Raw genomic sequence first — 22134 nt, forward strand, 5'->3', positions numbered from 1 at the left:
GCGATGGACGACGGTCTGCGTTTCGCAATCCGTGAAGGCGGCCGTACCGTTGGCGCGGGCGTTGTTGCTAAAGTTCTCGGCTAATCGCTGATAACATTTGACGCAATGCGCAATAAAAGGGCATCATTTGATGCCCTTTTTGCACGCTTTCACATCAGAACCTGGCTCATCAGTGATTAATTTTGTCATAATCATTGCTGAGACAGGCTCTGCGGAGAGCGTATAATACGAAAAGCGAATAGCATTTCGATTGGTTTGCCTCGCACTCGCGGGGTGAAAATGTTTGTAGAATACTTCTGACAGGTTGGTTTATGAGTGCGAATACCGAAGCTCAAGGGAGCGGGCGCGGCCTGGAAGCGATGAAATGGATAGTTGTAGCCGTGCTGCTGATTGTGGCGATTGTCGGCAACTATCTTTATCGTGACATGATGCTGCCGCTACGCGCGCTTGCAGTGGTAATTCTGATTGCTGCGGCGGGTGGTGTCGCGCTGTTGACGACAAAAGGCAAAGCGACCGTTGCGTTTGCCCGCGAAGCGCGTACCGAAGTCCGCAAGGTCATTTGGCCGACTCGCCAGGAAACATTGCACACCACGCTGATTGTAGCGGCGGTAACCGCTGTAATGTCACTGATCCTGTGGGGACTGGATGGTATTCTGGTTCGCCTGGTATCCTTTATCACTGGCCTGAGGTTCTGAGATGTCTGAAGCCCCTAAAAAGCGCTGGTACGTCGTTCAGGCGTTTTCCGGTTTTGAAGGCCGCGTAGCTACGTCGCTGCGTGAGCATATCAAATTACATAATATGGAAGAGTTATTTGGCGAAGTCATGGTGCCGACCGAAGAAGTGGTCGAGATCCGTGGCGGCCAGCGTCGCAAAAGCGAGCGTAAATTCTTCCCGGGTTACGTGCTGGTTCAGATGGTGATGAACGACGCGAGCTGGCACCTGGTGCGCAGCGTACCGCGCGTGATGGGCTTTATCGGCGGCACATCTGACCGTCCGGCGCCAATCAGCGACAAAGAAGTTGATGCGATTATGAACCGCCTCCAGCAGGTTGGTGATAAGCCGCGTCCGAAAACGCTGTTTGAACCGGGTGAGATGGTTCGTGTTAACGACGGTCCGTTTGCTGACTTTAACGGCGTCGTCGAAGAAGTGGACTACGAGAAGTCCCGCCTGAAAGTTTCCGTATCTATCTTCGGTCGTGCGACCCCGGTAGAACTGGACTTTGCCCAGGTAGAAAAAGCCTAAGCAGCGATCAAAAAAGCGACGATTTAACCGTTGCACAAGGCGCGAGATTGGAATACAATTTCGCGCCTTTTGTTTTTATGGGTCCCGGCCCGTAAAACGAATTTTATTCACGGGGAGCCTCTCCGAGGCGTTATTACCCAATCAGAGGATTTTAGAATGGCTAAGAAAGTACAAGCCTACGTCAAGCTGCAGGTTGCAGCAGGTATGGCGAACCCAAGTCCACCAGTTGGTCCAGCTCTGGGTCAGCAGGGTGTGAACATCATGGAATTCTGTAAAGCGTTCAACGCCAAAACCGAATCCATGGAAAAAGGTCTGCCAATTCCAGTTGTAATCACTGTTTACGCTGACCGTTCTTTCACTTTCGTTACCAAAACCCCTCCAGCAGCAGTTCTGCTGAAGAAAGCGGCTGGTATCAAGTCTGGTTCCGGTAAGCCGAACAAAGACAAAGTGGGTAAAATTTCCCGCGCTCAGTTGCAGGAAATCGCGCAGACCAAAGCTGCCGACATGACTGGTTCCGACATTGAAGCGATGACTCGCTCCATCGAAGGTACTGCACGTTCCATGGGCCTGGTAGTGGAGGACTAAGAAATGGCTAAACTGACCAAGCGCATGTCCGTGATCCGTGACAAAGTTGATGCGACCAAACAGTACGACATCAACGAAGCTATCGCTCTGCTGAAAGAACTGGCTACTGCTAAGTTCGTTGAAAGCGTTGACGTTGCCGTTAACCTGGGCATCGACGCTCGTAAATCCGATCAGAACGTTCGTGGCGCAACTGTACTGCCACACGGTACTGGCCGTTCCGTTCGCGTAGCTGTATTTGCTCAGGGTGCAAACGCTGAAGCTGCTAAAGCTGCCGGCGCTGAACTGGTAGGTATGGAAGATCTGGCTGATCAGATCAAGAAAGGCGAAATGAACTTTGACGTTGTTATTGCTTCTCCAGATGCAATGCGCGTTGTTGGCCAACTGGGCCAGGTTCTGGGTCCACGCGGCCTGATGCCAAACCCGAAAGTGGGTACTGTAACGCCTAACGTTGCTGAAGCGGTTAAGAACGCTAAAGCAGGTCAGGTTCGTTACCGTAACGACAAAAACGGCATCATCCACACCACCATCGGTAAAGTGGACTTTGACGCTGACAAACTGAAAGAAAACCTGGAAGCTCTGCTGGTTGCGCTGAAAAAAGCTAAACCAACTCAGGCGAAAGGCGTGTACATCAAGAAAGTTAGCATCTCCACCACCATGGGTGCAGGTGTTGCAGTTGACCAGGCTGGCCTGAGCGCTGCTGCAAACTAATGCCTTTACGTGGGCGGTGATTTTGTCTACAATCTTACCCCCACGTTTGCTAACAAAAGTTAGCGGCTAAAAGAATTGTTCGTTGGAGCCTGGCCTATCCAGGCCTCCGTCGAAGACCGCAGGTGTTTCGCAAGAAACTTAATCCCCTGCGTAGACGGTGACAGAACGCTAAGATTATTTTAAATACTCTGGCTTGTTTCTGCTCACCGTATTAAGACGCTCTTCCCGTTGGGTTGAGTGAAGTGAGTTCCGGAACATGAGTTCCGGCAAACATCCAGGAGCAAAGCTAATGGCTTTAAATCTTCAAGACAAACAAGCGATTGTTGCTGAAGTCAGCGAAGTAGCCAAAGGCGCGCTGTCTGCAGTAGTTGCGGATTCCCGTGGCGTTACTGTAGACAAAATGACTGAACTGCGTAAAGCAGGTCGTGAAGCTGGCGTATACATGCGTGTTGTTCGTAACACCCTGCTGCGTCGCGTAGTTGAAGGTACTCAGTTCGAGTGCCTGAAAGACACGTTTGTTGGTCCGACCCTGATTGCATACTCTATGGAACACCCGGGCGCTGCTGCTCGTCTGTTCAAAGAGTTCGCGAAAGCGAATGCAAAATTTGAGGTCAAAGCTGCAGCCTTTGAAGGTGAGTTGATCCCGGCATCGCAAATCGATCGCCTGGCAACCCTGCCGACCTACGAAGAAGCAATTGCACGCCTGATGGCAACCATGAAAGAAGCTGCGGCTGGCAAACTGGTTCGCACTCTGGCTGCTGTACGCGATGCGAAAGAAGCTGCTTAATCGCAGTTATCTTTATAAAGCATTTGCTTACGTATAAACTTATTCTGATTTTCAGGAACAATTTAAATGTCTATCACTAAAGATCAAATCATTGAAGCAGTTGCAGCTATGTCCGTAATGGACGTTGTAGAGCTGGTATCTGCAATGGAAGAAAAATTCGGTGTTTCTGCTGCTGCTGCTGTAGCTGTAGCTGCGGGCCCGGCTGAAGCTGCTGAAGAAAAAACTGAATTCGACGTAATTCTGAAAGCTGCTGGCGCGAACAAAGTTGCTGTAATCAAAGCAGTACGTGGCGCAACTGGCCTGGGTCTGAAAGAAGCTAAAGACCTGGTAGAATCTGCTCCAGCTGCGCTGAAAGAAGGCGTGAGCAAAGACGACGCAGAAGCACTGAAAAAATCTCTGGAAGAAGCTGGCGCTGAAGTTGAAGTTAAATAAGCCAACTTTTCTGGTTGCAGCCTAAGCAATTAGGCTGATGGCTGGTGACTTTTTAGTCACCAGCCTTTTTGCGCTGTAAGGCATCAGCAGCATTTCACACTGTTTGACTGCTGGTTGTCCTGACAATGCTTGTTTCTATCGACGACTTAATATACTGCGACAGGGTGCTCGCTCTGTGTAAATCGCAATGAAATGGTTTAAGCGTGATAGCAACAGGTATTGCGGAAAGTATTCAATTTTCCGGTCCACAAAATGGTGTTGCACAAACTGTCCCTTCGTCGGACAGATGGGTCGACTTGTCAGCGAGCTGAGGAACCCTATGGTTTACTCCTATACCGAGAAAAAACGTATTCGTAAGGATTTTGGTAAACGTCCACAAGTTCTGGACATTCCATATCTCCTTTCTATCCAGCTTGACTCGTTCCAGAAGTTTATCGAGCAAGATCCTGAAGGGCAGTACGGCCTGGAAGCAGCCTTCCGTTCCGTGTTCCCGATTCAGAGCTACAGCGGTAATTCCGAGCTGCAGTACGTCAGCTACCGCCTTGGCGAACCGGTGTTTGACGTTCAGGAATGTCAAATCCGTGGCGTGACCTATTCCGCACCGCTGCGCGTAAAACTGCGTCTGGTGATCTACGAGCGCGAAGCGCCGGAAGGCACCGTAAAAGACATTAAAGAACAAGAAGTCTACATGGGTGAAATTCCACTCATGACGGACAACGGTACTTTCGTTATCAACGGTACTGAGCGTGTTATCGTTTCCCAGCTGCACCGTAGCCCGGGCGTCTTCTTCGACAGCGATAAAGGTAAAACGCACTCTTCCGGTAAAGTACTGTATAACGCACGCATCATTCCTTACCGTGGTTCATGGCTGGACTTCGAATTCGATCCAAAAGACAACCTGTTTGTCCGTATCGACCGTCGTCGTAAACTGCCTGCAACCATCATTCTGCGTGCACTGAACTATACCACTGAGCAGATCCTGGACCTGTTCTTTGAGAAAGTGATCTTTGAAATCCGCGACAACAAGTTGCAGATGGAATTGGTGCCGGAACGTCTGCGTGGTGAGACCGCGTCGTTCGACATCGAAGCCGACGGCAAAGTGTATGTGGAAAAAGGTCGCCGTATCACCGCGCGCCACATCCGCCAGCTGGAAAAAGATGATATCAAACACATCGAAGTTCCGGTTGAATACATTGCAGGAAAAGTAGCCGCGAAAGATTACGTTGATGAATCAACTGGCGAGCTGATCTGCCCGGCGAACATGGAGCTGAGCCTGGATCTGCTGGCTAAGCTGAGCCAGTCTGGCCACAAACGTATCGAAACGCTGTTCACCAACGATCTGGACCACGGTCCGTACATCTCTGAGACTGTACGCGTCGACCCAACCAACGATCGTCTGAGCGCGCTGGTCGAAATCTACCGCATGATGCGTCCTGGTGAGCCACCAACTCGCGAAGCGGCTGAAAGCCTGTTCGAGAACCTGTTCTTCTCCGAAGACCGCTACGATCTGTCCGCGGTAGGTCGTATGAAGTTCAACCGTTCTCTGCTGCGCGACGAGATCGAAGGTTCCGGTATCCTGAGCAAAGACGACATCATCGAAGTGATGAAGAAGCTCATCGATATCCGTAACGGCAAAGGCGAAGTGGACGATATCGACCACCTCGGCAACCGTCGTATCCGTTCCGTTGGCGAAATGGCGGAAAACCAGTTCCGCGTTGGCTTGGTACGTGTAGAACGTGCGGTGAAAGAGCGTCTGTCTCTGGGCGATCTGGATACCCTGATGCCTCAGGATATGATCAACGCCAAGCCGATTTCTGCGGCAGTGAAAGAGTTCTTTGGTTCCAGCCAGCTGTCTCAGTTCATGGACCAGAACAACCCGCTGTCTGAGATCACGCACAAACGTCGTATCTCTGCACTCGGCCCAGGCGGTCTGACCCGTGAACGTGCAGGCTTTGAAGTTCGAGACGTACACCCGACTCACTACGGTCGCGTATGTCCAATCGAAACGCCTGAAGGTCCAAACATCGGTCTGATCAACTCCCTGTCCGTGTATGCACAGACAAACGAATACGGTTTCCTTGAGACCCCGTATCGTAAAGTGACCGACGGTGTGGTTACCGACGAAATTCATTACCTGTCTGCTATCGAAGAAGGCAACTACGTTATCGCTCAGGCGAACTCCAACCTGGATGACGAAGGCCACTTTGTAGAAGATCTGGTTACCTGCCGTAGCAAAGGCGAATCCAGCTTGTTCAGCCGCGATCAGGTTGACTACATGGACGTTTCCACCCAGCAGGTGGTATCCGTCGGTGCGTCCCTGATCCCGTTCCTGGAACACGATGACGCCAACCGTGCATTGATGGGTGCGAACATGCAACGTCAGGCCGTTCCAACTCTGCGTGCTGATAAGCCGCTGGTTGGTACCGGTATGGAACGTGCTGTTGCCGTTGACTCCGGTGTTACAGCAGTGGCTAAGCGTGGCGGTACCGTTCAGTACGTTGACGCATCCCGTATCGTTATCAAAGTTAACGAAGACGAGATGTATCCGGGCGAAGCGGGTATCGACATCTACAACCTGACCAAATACACCCGTTCTAACCAGAACACCTGTATCAACCAGATGCCTTGCGTATCTCTGGGTGAGCCAGTTGAGCGCGGCGACGTGCTGGCAGACGGTCCGTCCACCGACCTCGGTGAACTGGCGCTCGGTCAGAACATGCGCGTAGCGTTCATGCCGTGGAACGGTTACAACTTCGAAGACTCCATCCTCGTCTCCGAGCGTGTGGTTCAGGAAGATCGTTTCACCACCATCCACATTCAGGAACTGGCCTGTGTGTCCCGTGACACCAAGCTGGGGCCAGAAGAGATCACTGCCGACATCCCTAACGTGGGTGAAGCTGCGCTCTCCAAACTGGATGAATCCGGTATTGTTTACATCGGTGCGGAAGTCACCGGCGGTGACATTCTGGTAGGTAAGGTGACGCCGAAAGGTGAAACCCAGCTGACTCCAGAAGAGAAACTGCTGCGTGCTATCTTCGGTGAGAAAGCGTCTGACGTTAAAGACTCTTCTCTGCGCGTACCAAACGGTGTTTCCGGTACGGTTATCGACGTTCAGGTCTTCACTCGTGATGGCGTTGAGAAAGATAAGCGTGCGCTGGAAATCGAAGAGATGCAGCTCAAACAGGCGAAGAAAGACCTGTCTGAAGAATTGCAGATCCTCGAAGCAGGTCTGTTCAGCCGTATCTATGCGGTGCTGGTTGCCGGTGGCGTTGAAGCTGAGAAGCTCGACAAACTGCCACGCGATCGCTGGCTGGAACTGGGCCTGACCGACGAAGAGAAACAAAATCAGCTGGAACAGCTGGCTGAGCAGTATGACGAACTGAAACACGAGTTCGAGAAAAAACTCGAAGCGAAACGCCGTAAAATCACTCAGGGCGACGATCTGGCACCAGGCGTGCTGAAGATTGTTAAGGTCTATCTGGCTGTTAAACGTCAGATCCAGCCTGGTGATAAGATGGCAGGTCGTCACGGTAACAAGGGTGTTATCTCTAAGATCAACCCGATCGAAGATATGCCGCACGATGCTAACGGTACGCCGGTAGATATCGTACTGAACCCGCTGGGCGTACCGTCTCGTATGAACATCGGTCAGATTCTGGAAACCCACCTGGGTATGGCTGCGAAAGGTATCGGCGACAAGATCAACGCCATGCTGAAACAGCAGCAGGAAGTCGCGAAACTGCGCGAGTTCATCCAGCGTGCCTACGATCTGGGTACCGACGTTCGTCAGAAAGTCGACCTGAACACCTTCAGCGATGAAGAAGTGCTGCGTCTGGCAGAGAACCTGCGCAAAGGTATGCCAATTGCAACGCCGGTATTCGACGGTGCAAAAGAAGCTGAAATCAAAGAGCTGCTGCAACTGGGTGGTCTGCCAACGTCTGGTCAGATTACGCTGTTTGACGGCCGTACCGGTGAACAGTTCGAGCGTCCGGTAACCGTAGGTTACATGTACATGCTGAAACTGAACCACCTGGTCGACGACAAGATGCACGCTCGTTCTACCGGTTCTTACAGCCTGGTTACTCAGCAGCCGCTGGGTGGTAAGGCTCAGTTCGGTGGTCAGCGCTTCGGGGAGATGGAAGTGTGGGCGCTGGAAGCATACGGCGCAGCATACACCTTGCAGGAAATGCTCACCGTTAAGTCTGATGACGTGAACGGTCGTACTAAGATGTATAAAAACATCGTAGACGGCAACCATCAGATGGAGCCGGGCATGCCAGAATCCTTCAACGTACTGTTGAAAGAGATTCGTTCGCTGGGTATCAACATCGAACTGGAAGACGAGTAATTCTCGCTCAAACAGGTCACTGCTGTCGGGTTAACGCCCGACAGCAGAGTGTGCTAACTCCGACGGGAGCAAATCCGTGAAAGACTTATTAAAGTTTCTGAAAGCGCAAACTAAAACCGAAGAGTTTGATGCGATCAAAATTGCTCTGGCTTCGCCAGACATGATCCGTTCATGGTCTTTCGGTGAAGTTAAAAAGCCGGAAACCATTAACTACCGTACGTTCAAACCTGAGCGTGACGGCCTTTTCTGTGCGCGTATTTTCGGGCCAGTAAAAGACTACGAGTGCCTGTGCGGTAAGTACAAGCGCCTGAAACACCGTGGTGTGATCTGTGAGAAGTGCGGCGTTGAAGTGACCCAGACCAAAGTACGCCGTGAGCGTATGGGCCACATCGAGCTGGCGTCTCCGACCGCTCACATCTGGTTCCTGAAATCTCTGCCGTCCCGTATCGGCCTGCTGCTGGATATGCCGCTGCGCGATATCGAACGTGTTCTGTACTTCGAATCTTATGTGGTTATCGAAGGCGGGATGACGAATCTGGAACGTAACCAGATCCTGACCGAAGAACAGTATCTGGACGCGCTGGAAGAGTTCGGTGACGAATTTGACGCGAAGATGGGTGCGGAAGCTATTCAGGCCCTGCTGAAGAGCATGGATCTGGAGCAAGAGTGTGAAACGCTGCGCGAAGAGCTGAACGAAACCAACTCCGAAACCAAGCGTAAAAAGCTGACTAAGCGTATCAAACTGCTGGAAGCGTTCGTTCAGTCTGGTAACAAGCCAGAGTGGATGATCCTGACCGTTCTGCCGGTTCTGCCGCCAGATCTGCGTCCGCTGGTTCCGCTGGATGGTGGTCGTTTCGCAACGTCAGATCTAAACGATCTGTACCGTCGCGTAATCAACCGTAACAACCGTCTGAAACGTCTGCTGGATCTGGCTGCGCCGGACATCATCGTACGCAACGAAAAACGTATGCTTCAGGAAGCAGTTGATGCCCTGTTGGATAACGGTCGTCGCGGTCGTGCGATCACCGGTTCGAACAAACGTCCTCTGAAATCTTTGGCCGACATGATCAAAGGTAAGCAGGGTCGTTTCCGTCAGAACCTGCTCGGTAAGCGTGTTGACTACTCCGGTCGTTCTGTAATCACCGTAGGTCCATACCTGCGTCTGCATCAGTGCGGTCTGCCGAAGAAAATGGCACTGGAGCTGTTCAAACCGTTCATCTACGGCAAGCTGGAGCTGCGTGGCCTCGCCACCACCATCAAAGCCGCTAAGAAAATGGTTGAGCGTGAAGAAGCTGTCGTTTGGGATATCCTGGACGAAGTGATCCGCGAGCACCCGGTACTGCTGAACCGTGCACCAACCCTGCACCGTCTGGGTATCCAGGCATTTGAGCCAGTACTGATCGAAGGTAAAGCTATCCAGCTGCACCCGCTGGTTTGTGCGGCTTATAACGCCGACTTCGATGGTGACCAGATGGCTGTTCACGTACCGCTGACGCTGGAAGCCCAGCTCGAAGCGCGTGCGCTGATGATGTCTACCAACAACATCCTGTCTCCAGCGAACGGTGAGCCAATCATCGTTCCTTCTCAGGACGTTGTACTGGGTCTGTACTACATGACCCGTGACTGTGTTAACGCCAAAGGCGAAGGCATGGTGCTGACTGGCCCTAAAGAAGCTGAGCGTATTTATCGTGCTGGCCTGGCCTCTCTGCATGCGCGCGTTAAAGTGCGTATCACCGAATACGAAAAAGATGAAAACGGCGAATTCGTTGCGCACACCAGCCTGAAAGACACGACCGTTGGCCGTGCGATTCTGTGGATGATCGTACCGAAAGGTCTGCCTTTCTCCATCGTCAACCAGGCGCTGGGCAAGAAAGCGATCTCCAAAATGCTGAACACCTGTTACCGCATTCTGGGTCTGAAGCCGACCGTTATCTTCGCTGACCAGACAATGTACACCGGCTTTGCTTATGCAGCGCGTTCAGGTGCATCTGTTGGTATCGATGACATGGTCATCCCAGAGAAGAAACACGAGATCATCTCTGAAGCGGAAGCTGAAGTTGCTGAGATCCAGGAGCAGTTCCAGTCTGGTCTGGTAACCGCGGGCGAACGCTACAACAAAGTTATCGATATCTGGGCTGCGGCGAACGATCGTGTATCCAAAGCGATGATGGACAACCTGCAAACCGAAACCGTGATTAACCGTGACGGCGTCGAAGAGCAGCAGGTTTCCTTCAACAGCATCTACATGATGGCCGACTCCGGTGCGCGTGGTTCTGCGGCACAGATTCGTCAGCTGGCAGGTATGCGTGGTCTGATGGCGAAGCCAGATGGTTCCATCATCGAAACGCCAATCACCGCGAACTTCCGTGAAGGTCTGAACGTACTCCAGTACTTCATCTCCACGCACGGTGCGCGTAAAGGTCTGGCGGATACCGCACTGAAAACTGCGAACTCCGGTTATCTGACGCGTCGTCTGGTTGACGTTGCGCAGGATCTGGTTGTGACTGAAGACGATTGTGGCACCCTCGAAGGTATCACCATGACCCCGGTTATCGAGGGTGGTGATGTTAAAGAGCCGCTGCGCGATCGCGTACTGGGTCGTGTGACCGCGGAAGACATTCTGAAGCCGGGCACCGCAGACATTCTGGTTCCACGCAACACCCTGCTGCACGAACAGTGGTGTGACCTGCTGGAAGCGAACTCTGTTGACTCCGTGAAGGTTCGTTCCGTTGTATCCTGTGACACCGACTTTGGTGTGTGTGCGCACTGCTACGGTCGTGACCTGGCGCGTGGCCACATCATCAACAAAGGTGAAGCGATCGGCGTTATCGCGGCACAGTCCATCGGTGAGCCGGGTACACAGCTGACGATGCGTACGTTCCACATCGGTGGTGCGGCATCTCGTGCGGCTGCTGAATCCAGCATCCAGGTGAAAAACAAAGGTAGCATCAAGCTCAGCAACGCGAAGTCTGTTGTTAACTCCGCAGGCAAGCTGGTTGTGACCTCTCGTAACACCGAGCTGAAGCTGATCGACGAATTCGGTCGTACCAAAGAGAGCTATAAAGTGCCTTACGGTGCGGTTATGGCGAAAGGTGATGGCGAGCAGGTTGCCGGCGGTGAAACCGTTGCAAACTGGGATCCACACACCATGCCGGTAATCACCGAAGTAAGTGGTTTCATCCGCTTTACTGACATGATCGACGGCCAGACCATTACTCGTCAGACCGACGAGCTGACCGGTCTGTCTTCTCTGGTGGTTCTGGATTCTGCTGAACGTACTACCGGCGGTAAAGATCTGCGTCCTGCACTGAAAATCGTTGATGCTCAGGGTAACGACGTTCTGATCCCGGGTACCGATATGCCTGCGCAGTACTTCCTGCCGGGTAAAGCGATTGTACAGCTGGAAGATGGCGTACAGATCAGCTCTGGTGACACCCTGGCGCGTATTCCTCAGGAATCCGGCGGTACCAAGGACATCACCGGTGGTCTGCCACGCGTTGCGGACCTGTTCGAAGCACGTCGTCCGAAAGAGCCTGCAATCCTGGCTGAAATCAGCGGTATCATCTCCTTCGGTAAAGAGACCAAAGGTAAGCGCCGTCTGGTTATCACGCCTGTAGATGGCAGCGAGCCGTACGAAGAGATGATTCCTAAGTGGCGTCAGCTCAACGTGTTCGAAGGTGAACGCGTAGAACGTGGTGACGTGGTTTCCGACGGTCCAGAAGCGCCGCACGACATCCTGCGTCTGCGTGGTGTGCATGCTGTTACTCGTTACATCGTTAACGAAGTACAGGACGTATACCGTCTGCAAGGCGTTAAGATTAACGATAAACACATCGAAGTTATCGTTCGTCAGATGCTGCGTAAAGCCACCATCGAAAACGCGGGCAGCTCCGACTTCCTGGAAGGCGAGCAGGTTGAATACTCACGCGTTAAGATCGCTAACCGCGATCTGGAAGCGAACGGCAAAATCGGTGCGACCTTCGCACGCGATCTGCTGGGTATCACCAAAGCGTCTCTGGCAACCGAGTCCTTCATCTCCGCAGCATCGTTCCAGGAAACCACGCGTGTCCTGACCGAAGCGGCTGTTGCGGGTAAACGTGATGAACTGCGCGGTCTGAAAGAGAACGTTATCGTGGGTCGTCTGATCCCGGCCGGTACCGGTTATGCGTACCACCAGGATCGTATGCGTCGTCGCGCAGCGGGCGAGCTGCCAGCTGCACCGCAGGTAACTGCCGAAGATGCATCCGCGAGCCTTGCAGAACTGCTGAACGCAGGTCTGGGCGGTTCCGACAACGAGTAATCGTTGATGCCGTAAATAAAAAACCCGCCTCGGCGGGTTTTTTTATATCTGCATTTTCAGTTCACCAGCGGGATGCGTCGATAAAGCTCAATCATGTCGCCCGCCAGATCCTGGATAACCATCGCGTTCATCAGGTGGTCCTGAGAGTGAACGGTGATCAGGTTAACCGGAAGTTTTCCTGTCCCTTCATCGAGCCCGATGAGCTGCGTCTGGATCGTATGCGCATGTTTCACATACTCGCGCGACTCTTCCATCGCTTTTTCGGCTTCGTCAAAGTCGCCTTTTCGTGCCATTTGCAACGCTGTCAGGGCCGCACTGCGCGCCGCACCTGCATTGACCAATAGCTCCATGATGGTGGTTTCTAAGTCTTCCATTATGACTCCAGCAGTTTAAGCGCTTTTTCCAGTACGGCATCACCTTTCATCATGCCGTAATCCATCATGTCGATGACCGCGACCTTTTTCCCGAGCGGATCGGCCTGCGCCTGGAGTTTTGCCTGTTCGTATTTCACCTGTGGCCCCAGTAATACGATATCAGCCGTCGCGATGTTGTCTTTAAATTCCGCGACCGGAACGGCTTTAATGGTTACTTCGACTCCTTTTTTCTGCGCGGCATCTTTCATACGTTGAACCAGCATGCTGGTTGACATTCCCGCTGCACAGCATAAAACGATGTTCTTCATAGTCAGCCTCGATCTACATGTGTTTATTGATAATTATCCCGTGCAGAGCGCTTCAACAACCGCTTTACCGCGATTGTGTGTCAGGCATCACAAAGAAATCGGCATTTTTCTGAAACCGGTTACAATTTAACGCCGAAGAGCATTCTGCCCGTCAGAACGGGCAGAATTTGAGGAGGGAGATTATCGGCTGGCCGTACTTATGATGCGGTTTTTACCCTGTTGTTTAGCGGTATACAGCGCTTCATCTACGCTACCGACAAATTGTTCCAGAGGTTCGAAGTGCCACTCACCCAGCCCCGCGCTGAAGGTCACTTTCAGGTTTTCTTCCCGCCAGGTCCGTTTTTCCACGGCGGTGCGCCAGGCTTCCAGTAGCGCGTGCGCGGAGTTCATCAGCTCGGCCGGGAAAATCACCCCGAACTCTTCTCCACCGTAGCGATAAACCGAGACGTGGTGCGGCTGCATGATCTGAATGCCTTCGCGCGCCACGTTACGCAGAACGATATCCCCGCTCAGGTGGCCCCAGGTGTCGTTAATGGATTTGAAGTTATCAATGTCGACCAGCGCCAGAGCGAAAGGTTGATGAGCGGCCATCAACGCTTCCACATCGTTGTCGAAGGCTCGGCGGTTTTTACAGCCTGTCAGCGCATCATGGGTGGCCTGACGGACATAGGCCAGCTCTCGTTCTTTATTGGTTCGAATGGTATGGCTGAGCATCGCCTCCAGACGTGGCGCCTGGTTGACGTCTCCGGTCTTGATGGCGTTGATAATGTTCATCAGCACTGAACGTGAGGCATGACGAAGATACAGTCCGAACAGAATGATGATGATTGCCGCCAGCGCAAATCCCCAGCCGACGACGGTGGTTTCATGCCGGGTGATGACGGATAGCGTGGCATCGGAGACCCGATAAATCACAAACCAGTCCGGATTGGTGAACGAGTAGTAGTAATACCAGGTCTTGCTTTTGGAATCGAAGAGATAGCCTTCGCCGCTGGTCATTTTGTCCATCAGCGCTTCGCTGACGTACTGCTTAAAGAGCGCCCCCGGGTCCGGATGAAGCACAACGGCACCGTCACGTTCGACGACGAAAAACTCACCCTGTACGGGAGCTACCATCTGGCGCAGGGTATACCCCATGGAGGTTAAATCAAGGTGGAAAGCGAGCGTGCCCTTCAGACGGCCTTCCGGTGAAATGACCGGTTTATAGAGGGTGACGGTGGGATGTTGGGTGAAATAGTCCAGATAGGGGCGGGTGTAGTGCGGAAAGTTACTGGCTTCCGCTTGCCCGATAAACCACGGGCGGGTGCGTGCATCGAACGTCTGACTCTTCTCCGTTGGCAGGACTTCCGGCGCGCGCAGATGGCGCCCCTCCGTGTCCGCCAGAGAGATAGACGACACCGTCGGCATCAGATTCTGCAAATGCATTAACATCTGCAAACCGTGTGCCGGATCGATATTTATCGTCTGATTCACTCTGTCATTACGGGCGTAGTACATCGCCGCGCGACCAAGAATATAGTCATTTTCCCGCAGAATGGACTCGGTATAGTTCACCGCCAGATTATGGGTGAAGTTACCATTAATTTTATGATAATCCTCAAGAAAATCCTTTCGCTGTGAAAGGATGACCAGGAACGCGATCAGCACGAAGCTGAAGAGGATCCCCGCGAAGCTGACCATAATGGGGCGGGTAAAAGAGAGCTTTTTACTGTGGAGTGCCATGAGTTGTACATCAGTCCAGATGGTGGGCGCGTTGCGTCTGTCGATATCCTCAGCATAGTCGCTGTCCGGTTGCTGGTAGTAAATTATACAGAAGGCGACTTCCGACGAGATGATTTATCTTAAGAGTAGCTAAGAAAAGTCGCATTTATTTTAACGATTGAAATTTTTTTAAGAGGCGGAGGGCAGGGCGAAACGAGGAAGAAGCATTTTCACCCTGGTCAGCGTCCGTTGCTGACGGGGTTAATCATAAGAAAACCGGACGTATTTCCTCAAACGTCCGGTTTTGATCTCACGAGCTGCCTCGTAACCTTTTCGCGATTTTGCAGGCGGTTTCAGCGTAAATGCGAGGCTCTTCCCAGCCAGCTGTCCCAGTCTTTCCACACCGGCTGTAGGCCCTGTGCAGCCAGTGCTTCCGCCACCGCTTCGGGCCGTCGTCCGTCGTGAGGCGTAAACTGTTCCAGTTCCGGGCGATCGTCCGCGTAACCGCCTGGCTGCGTTTTGGAAAAGGCGCTGACGTTGTTGATCGCCAGCGGGATCGCGCGGTCGCGAAACGCCGGGGATTCACGGGTGGAGAGCGACAGTTCCACTTCGGGCGCGAACAGACGAAAGGCGCATATTGTTTGCACCAGCTGGCGCTCATCCATAATCGAGGCAGGTTCAACGCCTCCCGTACACGGACGCAGCCGCGGGAACGAGATGGAATAGCGGCTTTGCCAGTAGTGCTGTTGTAGCCACAGCAGATGCTCCGCCACCATATAGCAATCCACCCGCCAGCTGTCAGACAGACCGATAAGCGCGCCCAGCCCAATTTTGTCGATGCCGGCGCGCCCCAGCCTGTCCGGCGTTTCCAGCCGGAAGAAGAAATCCTGCTTCTTCCCTTTCAGGTGATGCCGGGCATATGTCGCCTCATGATAGGTTTCCTGATAAACCATTACGCCGTCCAGCCCGAGGGTTTTCAGCTCCGCGTACTCCTCCTGCGACAGCGGCTGAACTTCCATCTGCAATGAGGCAAATTCGCGGCGAATGGCCGGAAGATGCTGGCGAAAATAGTCCATCCCCACTTTGCTCTGATGTTCACCCGTCACCAGCAGAAGATGTTCAAATCCCATCTCACGAATAGCGTCACACTCGCGGGCGATCTCATGCTCATCCAGCGTTTTACGCTTAATGCGGTTGCTCATGGAGAAGCCACAATAGGTACAGTCGTTGGCGCACAGGTTCGAAAGATAGAGCGGGACGTAGAAGCTCACCGTGTTGCCAAAGCGCTGCCGGGTGAGGCGCTGGGCGCGCTGCGCCATTGGTTCAAGATAGGCGCTGGCCGCCGGGGAGAGCAGGGCCATCAGATCCTCGCGGGTCAGATGACGGGCTGTTAACGCCCGCTCTACGTCCGCAGACGTTTTACTGTTGATGCGTAAGGCAATATCGTCCCAGTGAAGCTGACGCCAGCGATCGGTAAAGGTAGCCATCAGAGCGCCTCCAGAAAACCGGTCAGCGGGCTGGTGGCCTGTGCATGAAGGCTGCGCGAGCCTGGACCGGACTGCCGTGCCATCAGACCGGACTCCACCGCAAGGCGGAACGCGCGCGCCATCAACACCGGATCGTCGGCCACCGCAATCGCGGTATTGACCAGCACCGCATCGGCACCCATTTCCAGCGCCTGCGCGGCGTGGCTGGGTACGCCGATGCCCGCATCCACCACCACGGGCACGGTAGCCTGCTCAATAATGATCTCCAGCATCGCGCGGGTTTCGAGCCCCTGATTAGAGCCAATGGGCGCCCCCAACGGCATGACGGCGGCGCAGCCGACCTCTTCCAGACGCTTGCACAGCACGGGATCTGCGCCGCAGTAAGGCAGGACGGTAAATCCCTGCTGCACCAGCTTTTCTGCGGCTTTCAGGGTCTCGATCGGGTCCGGCAGCAGCCAGCGCGCATCCGGGTGAATTTCCAGCTTCAGCCAGCGGGTGCCGAGCGCTTCCCGGGCCAGCTGTGCGGCGAACATCGCCTCCTCGGCCGTTTTCGCGCCGGAGGTGTTGGGCAGCAGCGTGACGCCGGCTTCCAGCAACGGTGCAAGAATGGCATCGTTGTGCTGGCGAAGGTCCACGCGCTTCATCGCCAGCGTCACCAGCTGGCTGCCGCTTTCGCGAATGGCATCCACCATCAGCTGCGCGGAGGCGAACTTTCCGGTTCCGGTAAACAGATGTGAATCAAAGACTTTATCGGCAATACGTAACATCTCAGCCCCCTGCGATAACCTGAAACAGCAGGATCTGGTCGCCTTCATTGACCTGCTGACGTTCCCACTGCTCGCGCGGCAGGATCTGTTGATTGAGCGCCAGCGCCGTTCCCGGCTTCAGCTGGCGCAGCGTGTCGAGCAGGGCGGCAACGGTGAGACCGTCATCGCACGTCATCGGCTCATCGTTAAACAGAATGCGCATTGCGGCCTCCGCATACCGGGCAGTGGCTGGCGCGGCTTAACGCCAGATGGCGCCAGCCGCCGGAACGGGCGTCGAACAGCCGGAGCGTGTTGCGCGCTGTCTCCATGCCGCTGAGCAGCTTGATGGCCTCCAGTGCCTGGAGGGTGCCCATCACGCCCACCACCGGGCCAAGAATGCCTGCCGTGCGGCAGTTACGCTCCGGTTCAGCCTCGTCCGGCCACAGGCAGCGGTAGCAGCCCTGCGCCCACGGCGGCGTAAGCACCATTATCTGCCCGCCGAAACCGACCGCGCTGGCGGTGATCAGCGGCGTGTTCTGTGCAACACAGGCCGCGTTGATGGCCTGACGCGTTGCCATGTTGTCTGTGCAGTCCAGCACCGCGTCGGCAAGAGCAACTTCGCGTTGCAGCTCGTCCCCGCTAAGCCGCGTCTGGAGCGCAACCAGTTCGATATCCGGATTAAGCTGGTTCAGCCGCTGGCGCGTAACCTGCGCCTTAGGCTGGTTAACATCTTCTGTCGTGAAGAGGATTTGCCGTTGCAGGTTGCTGAGGTGTACTTCATCGTCATCGGCCAGTACCAGAGTACCCACGCCCGCACCGGCCAGATACAGCGCGGCGGGGGCGCCTAATCCGCCCAGGCCGACAATCAGTACCCGGCTGGCGAGCAGCTTTTGCTGCCCGTCAATGGCGATATCCTCCAGCAGGATCTGGCGGCTGTAGCGCATAAAATCGCGGTCATTCATCGCCTGCTCCTGCCAGCTGTAAAAGCTGCGCGGTGGCGGCCTGCCAGTCTGCCGCCTGGGTGATAGCGCTGACGACGGCGATACTGCCGACGCCGGTCTCCAGCACCGCCGGGGCGCGTTCAAGGCTGATCCCGCCGATGGCGACGGTAGGATAATCGGCAAGGCGCTTAACGTGGCTCGCCAGCTGCGTCAGACCCTGCGGGGCAGAAGGCATCTGCTTGGTTTGCGTCGGAAAAACGTGACCGAGGGCGATGTAGGAGGGGCGTGCCGCCAGCGCCACGTCGATTTCCATATCATCGTGTGTTGAAACGCCAAGGCGCAGGCCAGCCTGGCGAATGGCGTTCAGATCGGTGGTTTCCAGATCCTCCTGGCCCAAATGCACGCCGTACGCCCGGTGCTTAACGGCCAGCCGCCAGTAGTCGTTGATAAACAGGCGAGCAGTGTAGCGATGCCCCAGCGCGATGGCGGCGACGACGTCGGCCTCCACCTCTTCATCGCGCTTATCCTTGATGCGCAGCTGGAGGGTGCGAACGCCGGCCTCCAGCAGGCGGGCGATCCACTCCACGCTGTCCACCACCGGGTAAAGCCCTAAGCGGAAGGGCACGGAGGGGAAATCGGGCTTGTACATTACGCCTCCTCTTTTTTGAGGTAAATTTCGCCGCCTCTGGCGCGGAAGGTTTCCGACATGTCCGCCATACCGACTTCAATGGTCTGCGCGGCGGCGTAATCCCGCACCTCCTGGCTGATTTTCATCGAGCAGAATTTTGGCCCGCACATGGAGCAGAAGTGCGCCACCTTGCCCGACTCCTGCGGCAGGGTCTCGTCGTGATAGGCGCGGGCGGTGAACGGATCCAGCGCCAGGTTAAACTGGTCTTCCCAGCGGAATTCAAAGCGCGCTTTGGACATGGCGTTATCGCGGATTTGCGCGCCCGGATGGCCTTTCGCCAGATCCGCCGCGTGGGCGGCAATCTTGTAGGTAATCAGTCCCTGCTTAACGTCCTCTTTGTTGGGCAGGCCGAGGTGCTCTTTCGGCGTCACGTAGCAGAGCATGGCGCAGCCGAACCAGCCGATCATCGCCGCGCCAATCCCGGAGGTGAAGTGGTCGTAGCCCGGTGCGATATCCGTGGTCAACGGCCCCAGGGTATAGAACGGCGCTTCGTGGCAGTGCTCCAGCTCCTCGGTCATGTTGCGGCGTATCATCTGCATCGGCACGTGGCCCGGGCCTTCAATCATCACCTGCACGTCATACTCCCAGGCGATTTTGGTCAGCTCGCCCAGGGTGTGCAGCTCGGCAAACTGCGCTTCGTCGTTGGCATCGCGGATGGAGCCCGGACGCAGGCCGTCGCCCAGCGACAGGGAGACGTCGTACGCGGCGCAGATCTCGCAGATCTCGCGGAAGTGCTCGTAGAGGAAGTTTTCCTGATGATGGGACAGGCACCATTTCGCCATGATGGAGCCACCCCGCGAGACGATGCCGGTCAGACGTTTCGCCGTCATCGGCACGTAGCGCAGCAGCACGCCCGCGTGGATGGTGAAGTAGTCCACGCCCTGTTCCGCCTGCTCCAGCAGCGTGTCGCGGAAAGCTTCCCAGGTGAGGTTTTCGGCGATGCCGTTGACCTTCTCCAGCGCCTGATAAATCGGGACGGTGCCAATCGGCACCGGGCTGTTACGCAGGATCCACTCGCGGGTTTCGTGGATGTAGCGGCCAGTGGAGAGATCCATCACCGTGTCCGCGCCCCAGCGCGTCGACCAGACCAGCTTTTCCACCTCTTCTTCGATGGACGAGGTGACGGCAGAGTTGCCGATGTTGGCGTTAACCTTCACCAGGAAGTTGCGGCCGATAATCATCGGCTCCGATTCCGGGTGGTTGATGTTGGCGGGGATAATGGCGCGCCCGGCAGCCACTTCATCACGCACAAACTCCGGCGTGATGTTTTCCGGCAGGCGAGCGCCGAAGCCTTCGCCCGGGTGCTGGTGGCGCAGTACTTCACTGCGGATGCGCTCGCGGCCCATGTTTTCGCGGATGGCGATGAACTCCATCTCCGGCGTGACGATCCCCTGGCGCGCGTAGTGCAGCTGGGTTACGCATTTGCCCGCTCTGGCGCGTTTTGGCGTCAGCAGGCCGGTAAAGCGCAGCTCGTCCAGGCCGTCGTCGGCCAGACGTTCTTTGGTGTACGCAGAGCTGCGCACGCTCAGCTCTTCGCAGTCGTTACGCGCGTCAATCCACGGCTGGCGCAGCTTTGCCAGACCCTGCTGGACGTTGATGGCGACAGAGGGATCGCCGTACGGGCCGGAGGTGTCGTACACCGGCACGGCTTCGTTGTCTTCATACTGCGGGTTCTCTTTGCTGCCGCCGATAAGCGTCGGGCTGAGCTGGATTTCGCGCATTGGCACGCGGATATCGGCCTGTGAACCGGTGATGTAGATGCGTTTCGAGTTCGGGAAAGCGGTGCCTTCCAGGGTGTCGATGAAGCGTTGCGCGTGTTCGCGCTGTTCGCGGCGGGTCAGTTTTGTTGTAGACATAGCTCATTCCAGAAGTGAAGGACATGGCTTGTCAGACGACGGATGAAGCAAGAGGAGATCGCCCCAGGGGCGATACAACAGCAGCGTGACTCTTGTTCCCTTCGCAGGTATTAACCTGATCAGGTTCCGCGGATCCCGAATTAACGGTCTCAGCCCGTGCTTACACACTGGGCACTCCGACAAGAAAAATCCCCCTCCGCAGAGGGGCGACTGGTTGTAAATTACTCGTTAACGATTAAGAACTCAAGCAGGGCGCACAACGTTATCGCTGCTGCTGATATTCAGGTTGTTATCCAGCACGAGGGCGATGAGCTTGTCTTCCAGCGTGAATCGCTCTTCCAGCGCTTCGCCCAGGTCGGACAGCGCCTGCTGGAACTCAAGATAGTTATCGTGATCGATAGCGTTCTCAAGCGTGGAATCGTAGTAGTCCATGATCTGCTGGGTATTGGCTTCCAGCAGCGGACAGAGTTTGCTGGCCGCTAAATACGGCGTTGTCCCTTCCATTTCGCGGATAATGCGTTCATAAATGTTGAAATGGCCGTCGGAGAGGTAGTCGACCAGGCTCTGACAAAAATCATCCAGCGCTTTTTCATTCAGCCGCATAAAGGATTCTTTGCCAGGCTTAAGACCAACCAGATTGTAATACGCCACAAGGAGATGCTTGCGCACATGTAGCCAGCGATCCACCAGGGTGTTACTTCCTCCAACGCGCTCAGTCAGGCTTTCCAGCTGGTTTAACATGGTCGACTCCATAAGGTTTAGAATGGGATCTGCTTATCCAAAATGTAACCACAATGCTAACAACATGTCAGTGAAGCGAAGGTAGTGCAATAGATATGGATCGTATTATTGAAAAATCAGATCTGGGTTGGTGGATCGTCAGCCACGAACAAAAATTATGGCTGCCCTCAGGAGAGTTGCCCTACGGTGCCGCGGAAACGTTCGATCTGGTGGGCCAGTCCGCGCTGAAGATCGGCGAGTGGCAGGGCGATCCCGTGTGGTTGATCCAGCAGGCGCGCCGTCAGGATATGGGATCCGTACGTCAGGTGTTAGATCTGGACGTCGGCCTGTTCCAGCTGGCGGGGCGCGGCGTACAGCTGGCGGAGTTTTACCGCTCGCACAAATATTGCGGTTATTGCGGGCACACCATGCACCCAAGCAAAACCGAATGGGCGCTGCTCTGCGGCCACTGCCGTGAACGCTACTATCCGCAAATCGCGCCGTGCATCATCGTCGCCATCCGCCGTGATGATTCCATCCTGCTGGCGCAGCATACCCGTCATCGCAACGGCATTCATACCGTCCTCGCCGGGTTCGTGGAAGTAGGCGAAACGCTGGAGCAGGCGGTGGCGCGCGAGGTGATGGAGGAGAGCAGCATCAAGGTGAAGAACCTGCGCTACGTGACCTCCCAGCCGTGGCCGTTCCCGATGTCCCTGATGACCGCGTTTATGGCGGAATACGACAGCGGCGAGATTGTTATCGACCAGAAAGAGCTGCTGGAGGCGAACTGGTACCGCTACGACAATTTACCGCTGTTACCCCCGCCGGGAACGGTGGCGCGTCGCCTGATAGAAGATACCGTGGCAATGTGTCGGGCCGAGTATGAGTAGTGTTACACTGACGGCCTGACG

20 protein-coding genes and 1 riboswitch are annotated in these 22134 nt (G+C 55.0%); of the genes, 10 read left to right on the plus strand and 10 right to left on the minus strand.

Translation table 11 applies throughout. From position 1 onward, the window contains the following. From A3466_RS22245 to rpoC, 9 genes are all read left to right on the plus strand, one after another. Nucleotides 1–84 (plus strand): hypothetical protein (locus tag A3466_RS22245; RefSeq protein WP_000740160.1); only part of this gene is annotated, 84 nt, incomplete at its 5' end. A gap of 227 nt (nt 85–311) precedes the next feature. Continuing rightward, nucleotides 312–695, plus strand: a complete 384-nt coding sequence (gene secE / locus A3466_RS07500; RefSeq protein ID WP_001275693.1) for a preprotein translocase subunit SecE — start codon at nt 312–314, stop codon at nt 693–695. 1 nt (nt 696) lies between these two features. Then, a complete protein-coding gene (nusG, locus tag A3466_RS07505) occupies nt 697–1242 on the plus strand; it encodes a transcription termination/antitermination protein NusG (protein WP_003862341.1) in 546 nt (181 codons plus the stop codon). 156 nt (nt 1243–1398) lie between these two features. Beyond that, the gene (gene rplK, locus A3466_RS07510) at nt 1399–1827 is read left to right on the plus strand and encodes a 50S ribosomal protein L11 (protein ID WP_003862340.1); all 429 of its coding nucleotides are present in this window, start codon (nt 1399–1401) and stop codon (nt 1825–1827) included. A 3-nt stretch (nt 1828–1830) separates the two neighbouring features. Then, nucleotides 1831–2535 (plus strand): 50S ribosomal protein L1, encoded by a 705-nt coding sequence (gene rplA, locus A3466_RS07515; RefSeq protein ID WP_006810530.1) that lies wholly within the window; start codon nt 1831–1833, stop codon nt 2533–2535. Nucleotides 2536–2824: 289 nt separating this feature from the next. After that, nucleotides 2825–3322, plus strand: a complete 498-nt coding sequence (gene rplJ / locus A3466_RS07520; protein ID WP_003862338.1) for a 50S ribosomal protein L10 — start codon at nt 2825–2827, stop codon at nt 3320–3322. A 66-nt stretch (nt 3323–3388) separates the two neighbouring features. After that, the gene (gene rplL / locus A3466_RS07525) at nt 3389–3754 is read left to right on the plus strand and encodes a 50S ribosomal protein L7/L12 (RefSeq protein ID WP_002445276.1); all 366 of its coding nucleotides are present in this window, start codon (nt 3389–3391) and stop codon (nt 3752–3754) included. A gap of 319 nt (nt 3755–4073) precedes the next feature. Next, nucleotides 4074–8102, plus strand: a complete 4029-nt coding sequence (gene rpoB / locus A3466_RS07530) for a DNA-directed RNA polymerase subunit beta (protein ID WP_015569976.1) — start codon at nt 4074–4076, stop codon at nt 8100–8102. Between the two features lie 76 nt (nt 8103–8178). Next, nucleotides 8179–12402 (plus strand): DNA-directed RNA polymerase subunit beta', encoded by a 4224-nt coding sequence (gene rpoC / locus A3466_RS07535; RefSeq protein ID WP_006810528.1) that lies wholly within the window; start codon nt 8179–8181, stop codon nt 12400–12402. Between the two features lie 56 nt (nt 12403–12458). Here the strand turns inward: rpoC and A3466_RS07540 are convergent, their stop codons facing one another. The 10 genes from A3466_RS07540 to A3466_RS07585 all read right to left on the minus strand — a co-directional run bounded on the left by A3466_RS07540 (nt 12459) and on the right by A3466_RS07585 (nt 21244). Continuing rightward, a complete protein-coding gene (locus A3466_RS07540; RefSeq protein ID WP_003862327.1) occupies nt 12459–12776 on the minus strand; it encodes a PTS lactose/cellobiose transporter subunit IIA in 318 nt (105 codons plus the stop codon). Then, nucleotides 12776–13084 carry a PTS sugar transporter subunit IIB gene (locus A3466_RS07545; RefSeq protein WP_010425948.1) on the minus strand — a complete coding sequence of 103 codons (309 nt, stop codon included), beginning with the start codon at nt 13082–13084 and terminating at the stop codon, nt 12776–12778. The genes A3466_RS07540 and A3466_RS07545 overlap by 1 nt, the downstream gene beginning before the upstream one ends. Before the next feature lie 180 nt (nt 13085–13264). Continuing rightward, complete coding sequence (locus A3466_RS07550) at nt 13265–14806, minus strand: sensor domain-containing diguanylate cyclase (RefSeq protein ID WP_063450069.1); 1542 nt, start codon at nt 14804–14806, stop codon at nt 13265–13267. Nucleotides 14807–15138: 332 nt separating this feature from the next. Beyond that, nucleotides 15139–16272 carry a 2-iminoacetate synthase ThiH gene (gene thiH / locus A3466_RS07555; protein ID WP_063450070.1) on the minus strand — a complete coding sequence of 378 codons (1134 nt, stop codon included), beginning with the start codon at nt 16270–16272 and terminating at the stop codon, nt 15139–15141. Beyond that, nucleotides 16272–17039, minus strand: a complete 768-nt coding sequence (gene thiG, locus A3466_RS07560) for a thiazole synthase (RefSeq protein ID WP_063450071.1) — start codon at nt 17037–17039, stop codon at nt 16272–16274. Before thiG ends, thiH begins: the two co-directional genes overlap by 1 nt. A 1-nt stretch (nt 17040) precedes the next feature. Next, on the minus strand, nt 17041–17241 hold the full coding sequence (gene thiS / locus A3466_RS07565) for a sulfur carrier protein ThiS (RefSeq protein ID WP_063450072.1): 201 nt from the start codon (nt 17239–17241) through the stop codon (nt 17041–17043). After that, nucleotides 17225–17980 (minus strand): thiazole biosynthesis adenylyltransferase ThiF, encoded by a 756-nt coding sequence (gene thiF, locus A3466_RS07570; protein WP_063450073.1) that lies wholly within the window; start codon nt 17978–17980, stop codon nt 17225–17227. The genes thiS and thiF overlap by 17 nt, the downstream gene beginning before the upstream one ends. Further along, a complete protein-coding gene (gene thiE, locus A3466_RS07575; RefSeq protein ID WP_063450074.1) occupies nt 17973–18608 on the minus strand; it encodes a thiamine phosphate synthase in 636 nt (211 codons plus the stop codon). The genes thiF and thiE overlap by 8 nt, the downstream gene beginning before the upstream one ends. Beyond that, on the minus strand, nt 18608–20503 hold the full coding sequence (gene thiC, locus A3466_RS07580) for a phosphomethylpyrimidine synthase ThiC (protein ID WP_063450075.1): 1896 nt from the start codon (nt 20501–20503) through the stop codon (nt 18608–18610). The genes thiE and thiC overlap by 1 nt, the downstream gene beginning before the upstream one ends. A gap of 79 nt (nt 20504–20582) precedes the next feature. Then, nucleotides 20583–20692, minus strand: a riboswitch (TPP riboswitch). 54 nt (nt 20693–20746) lie between these two features. Continuing rightward, a complete protein-coding gene (locus A3466_RS07585) occupies nt 20747–21244 on the minus strand; it encodes an Rsd/AlgQ family anti-sigma factor (RefSeq protein WP_063450076.1) in 498 nt (165 codons plus the stop codon). A 95-nt stretch (nt 21245–21339) separates the two neighbouring features. Here A3466_RS07585 and nudC point away from each other — a divergent pair, with 95 nt between their 5' ends. Continuing rightward, complete coding sequence (gene nudC / locus A3466_RS07590; RefSeq protein ID WP_049138089.1) at nt 21340–22113, plus strand: NAD(+) diphosphatase; 774 nt, start codon at nt 21340–21342, stop codon at nt 22111–22113. Nucleotides 22114–22134: the final 21 nt, after the last annotated feature.

The organism is Enterobacter genomosp. S (assembly GCF_001631805.1).
Classification (GTDB): Bacteria; Pseudomonadota; Gammaproteobacteria; order Enterobacterales; family Enterobacteriaceae; genus Enterobacter; species Enterobacter quasihormaechei.

Excerpts from the sequence above, each read along its gene's own strand:
- rplA (WP_006810530.1), top strand. The coding sequence starts at position 1,831 with ATGGCTAAACTGACCAAGCGCATGTCCGTGATCCGTGACAAAGTTGAT.
- nusG (WP_003862341.1), top strand. The coding sequence starts at position 697 with ATGTCTGAAGCCCCTAAAAAGCGCTGGTACGTCGTTCAGGCGTTTTCC.
- thiG (WP_063450071.1), bottom strand. The coding sequence starts at position 17,039 with ATGTTACGTATTGCCGATAAAGTCTTTGATTCACATCTGTTTACCGGA.
- thiE (WP_063450074.1), bottom strand. The coding sequence starts at position 18,608 with ATGTACAAGCCCGATTTCCCCTCCGTGCCCTTCCGCTTAGGGCTTTAC.
- thiS (WP_063450072.1), bottom strand. The coding sequence starts at position 17,241 with ATGCGCATTCTGTTTAACGATGAGCCGATGACGTGCGATGACGGTCTC.
- rpoB (WP_015569976.1), top strand. The coding sequence starts at position 4,074 with ATGGTTTACTCCTATACCGAGAAAAAACGTATTCGTAAGGATTTTGGT.
- nudC (WP_049138089.1), top strand. The coding sequence starts at position 21,340 with ATGGATCGTATTATTGAAAAATCAGATCTGGGTTGGTGGATCGTCAGC.
- thiC (WP_063450075.1), bottom strand. The coding sequence starts at position 20,503 with ATGTCTACAACAAAACTGACCCGCCGCGAACAGCGCGAACACGCGCAA.
- A3466_RS07585 (WP_063450076.1), bottom strand. The coding sequence starts at position 21,244 with ATGTTAAACCAGCTGGAAAGCCTGACTGAGCGCGTTGGAGGAAGTAAC.
- secE (WP_001275693.1), top strand. The coding sequence starts at position 312 with ATGAGTGCGAATACCGAAGCTCAAGGGAGCGGGCGCGGCCTGGAAGCG.
- rplL (WP_002445276.1), top strand. The coding sequence starts at position 3,389 with ATGTCTATCACTAAAGATCAAATCATTGAAGCAGTTGCAGCTATGTCC.
- rplJ (WP_003862338.1), top strand. The coding sequence starts at position 2,825 with ATGGCTTTAAATCTTCAAGACAAACAAGCGATTGTTGCTGAAGTCAGC.
- A3466_RS07550 (WP_063450069.1), bottom strand. The coding sequence starts at position 14,806 with ATGGCACTCCACAGTAAAAAGCTCTCTTTTACCCGCCCCATTATGGTC.
- rplK (WP_003862340.1), top strand. The coding sequence starts at position 1,399 with ATGGCTAAGAAAGTACAAGCCTACGTCAAGCTGCAGGTTGCAGCAGGT.
- A3466_RS07540 (WP_003862327.1), bottom strand. The coding sequence starts at position 12,776 with ATGGAAGACTTAGAAACCACCATCATGGAGCTATTGGTCAATGCAGGT.
- thiF (WP_063450073.1), bottom strand. The coding sequence starts at position 17,980 with ATGAATGACCGCGATTTTATGCGCTACAGCCGCCAGATCCTGCTGGAG.
- A3466_RS07545 (WP_010425948.1), bottom strand. The coding sequence starts at position 13,084 with ATGAAGAACATCGTTTTATGCTGTGCAGCGGGAATGTCAACCAGCATG.
- thiH (WP_063450070.1), bottom strand. The coding sequence starts at position 16,272 with ATGGCTACCTTTACCGATCGCTGGCGTCAGCTTCACTGGGACGATATT.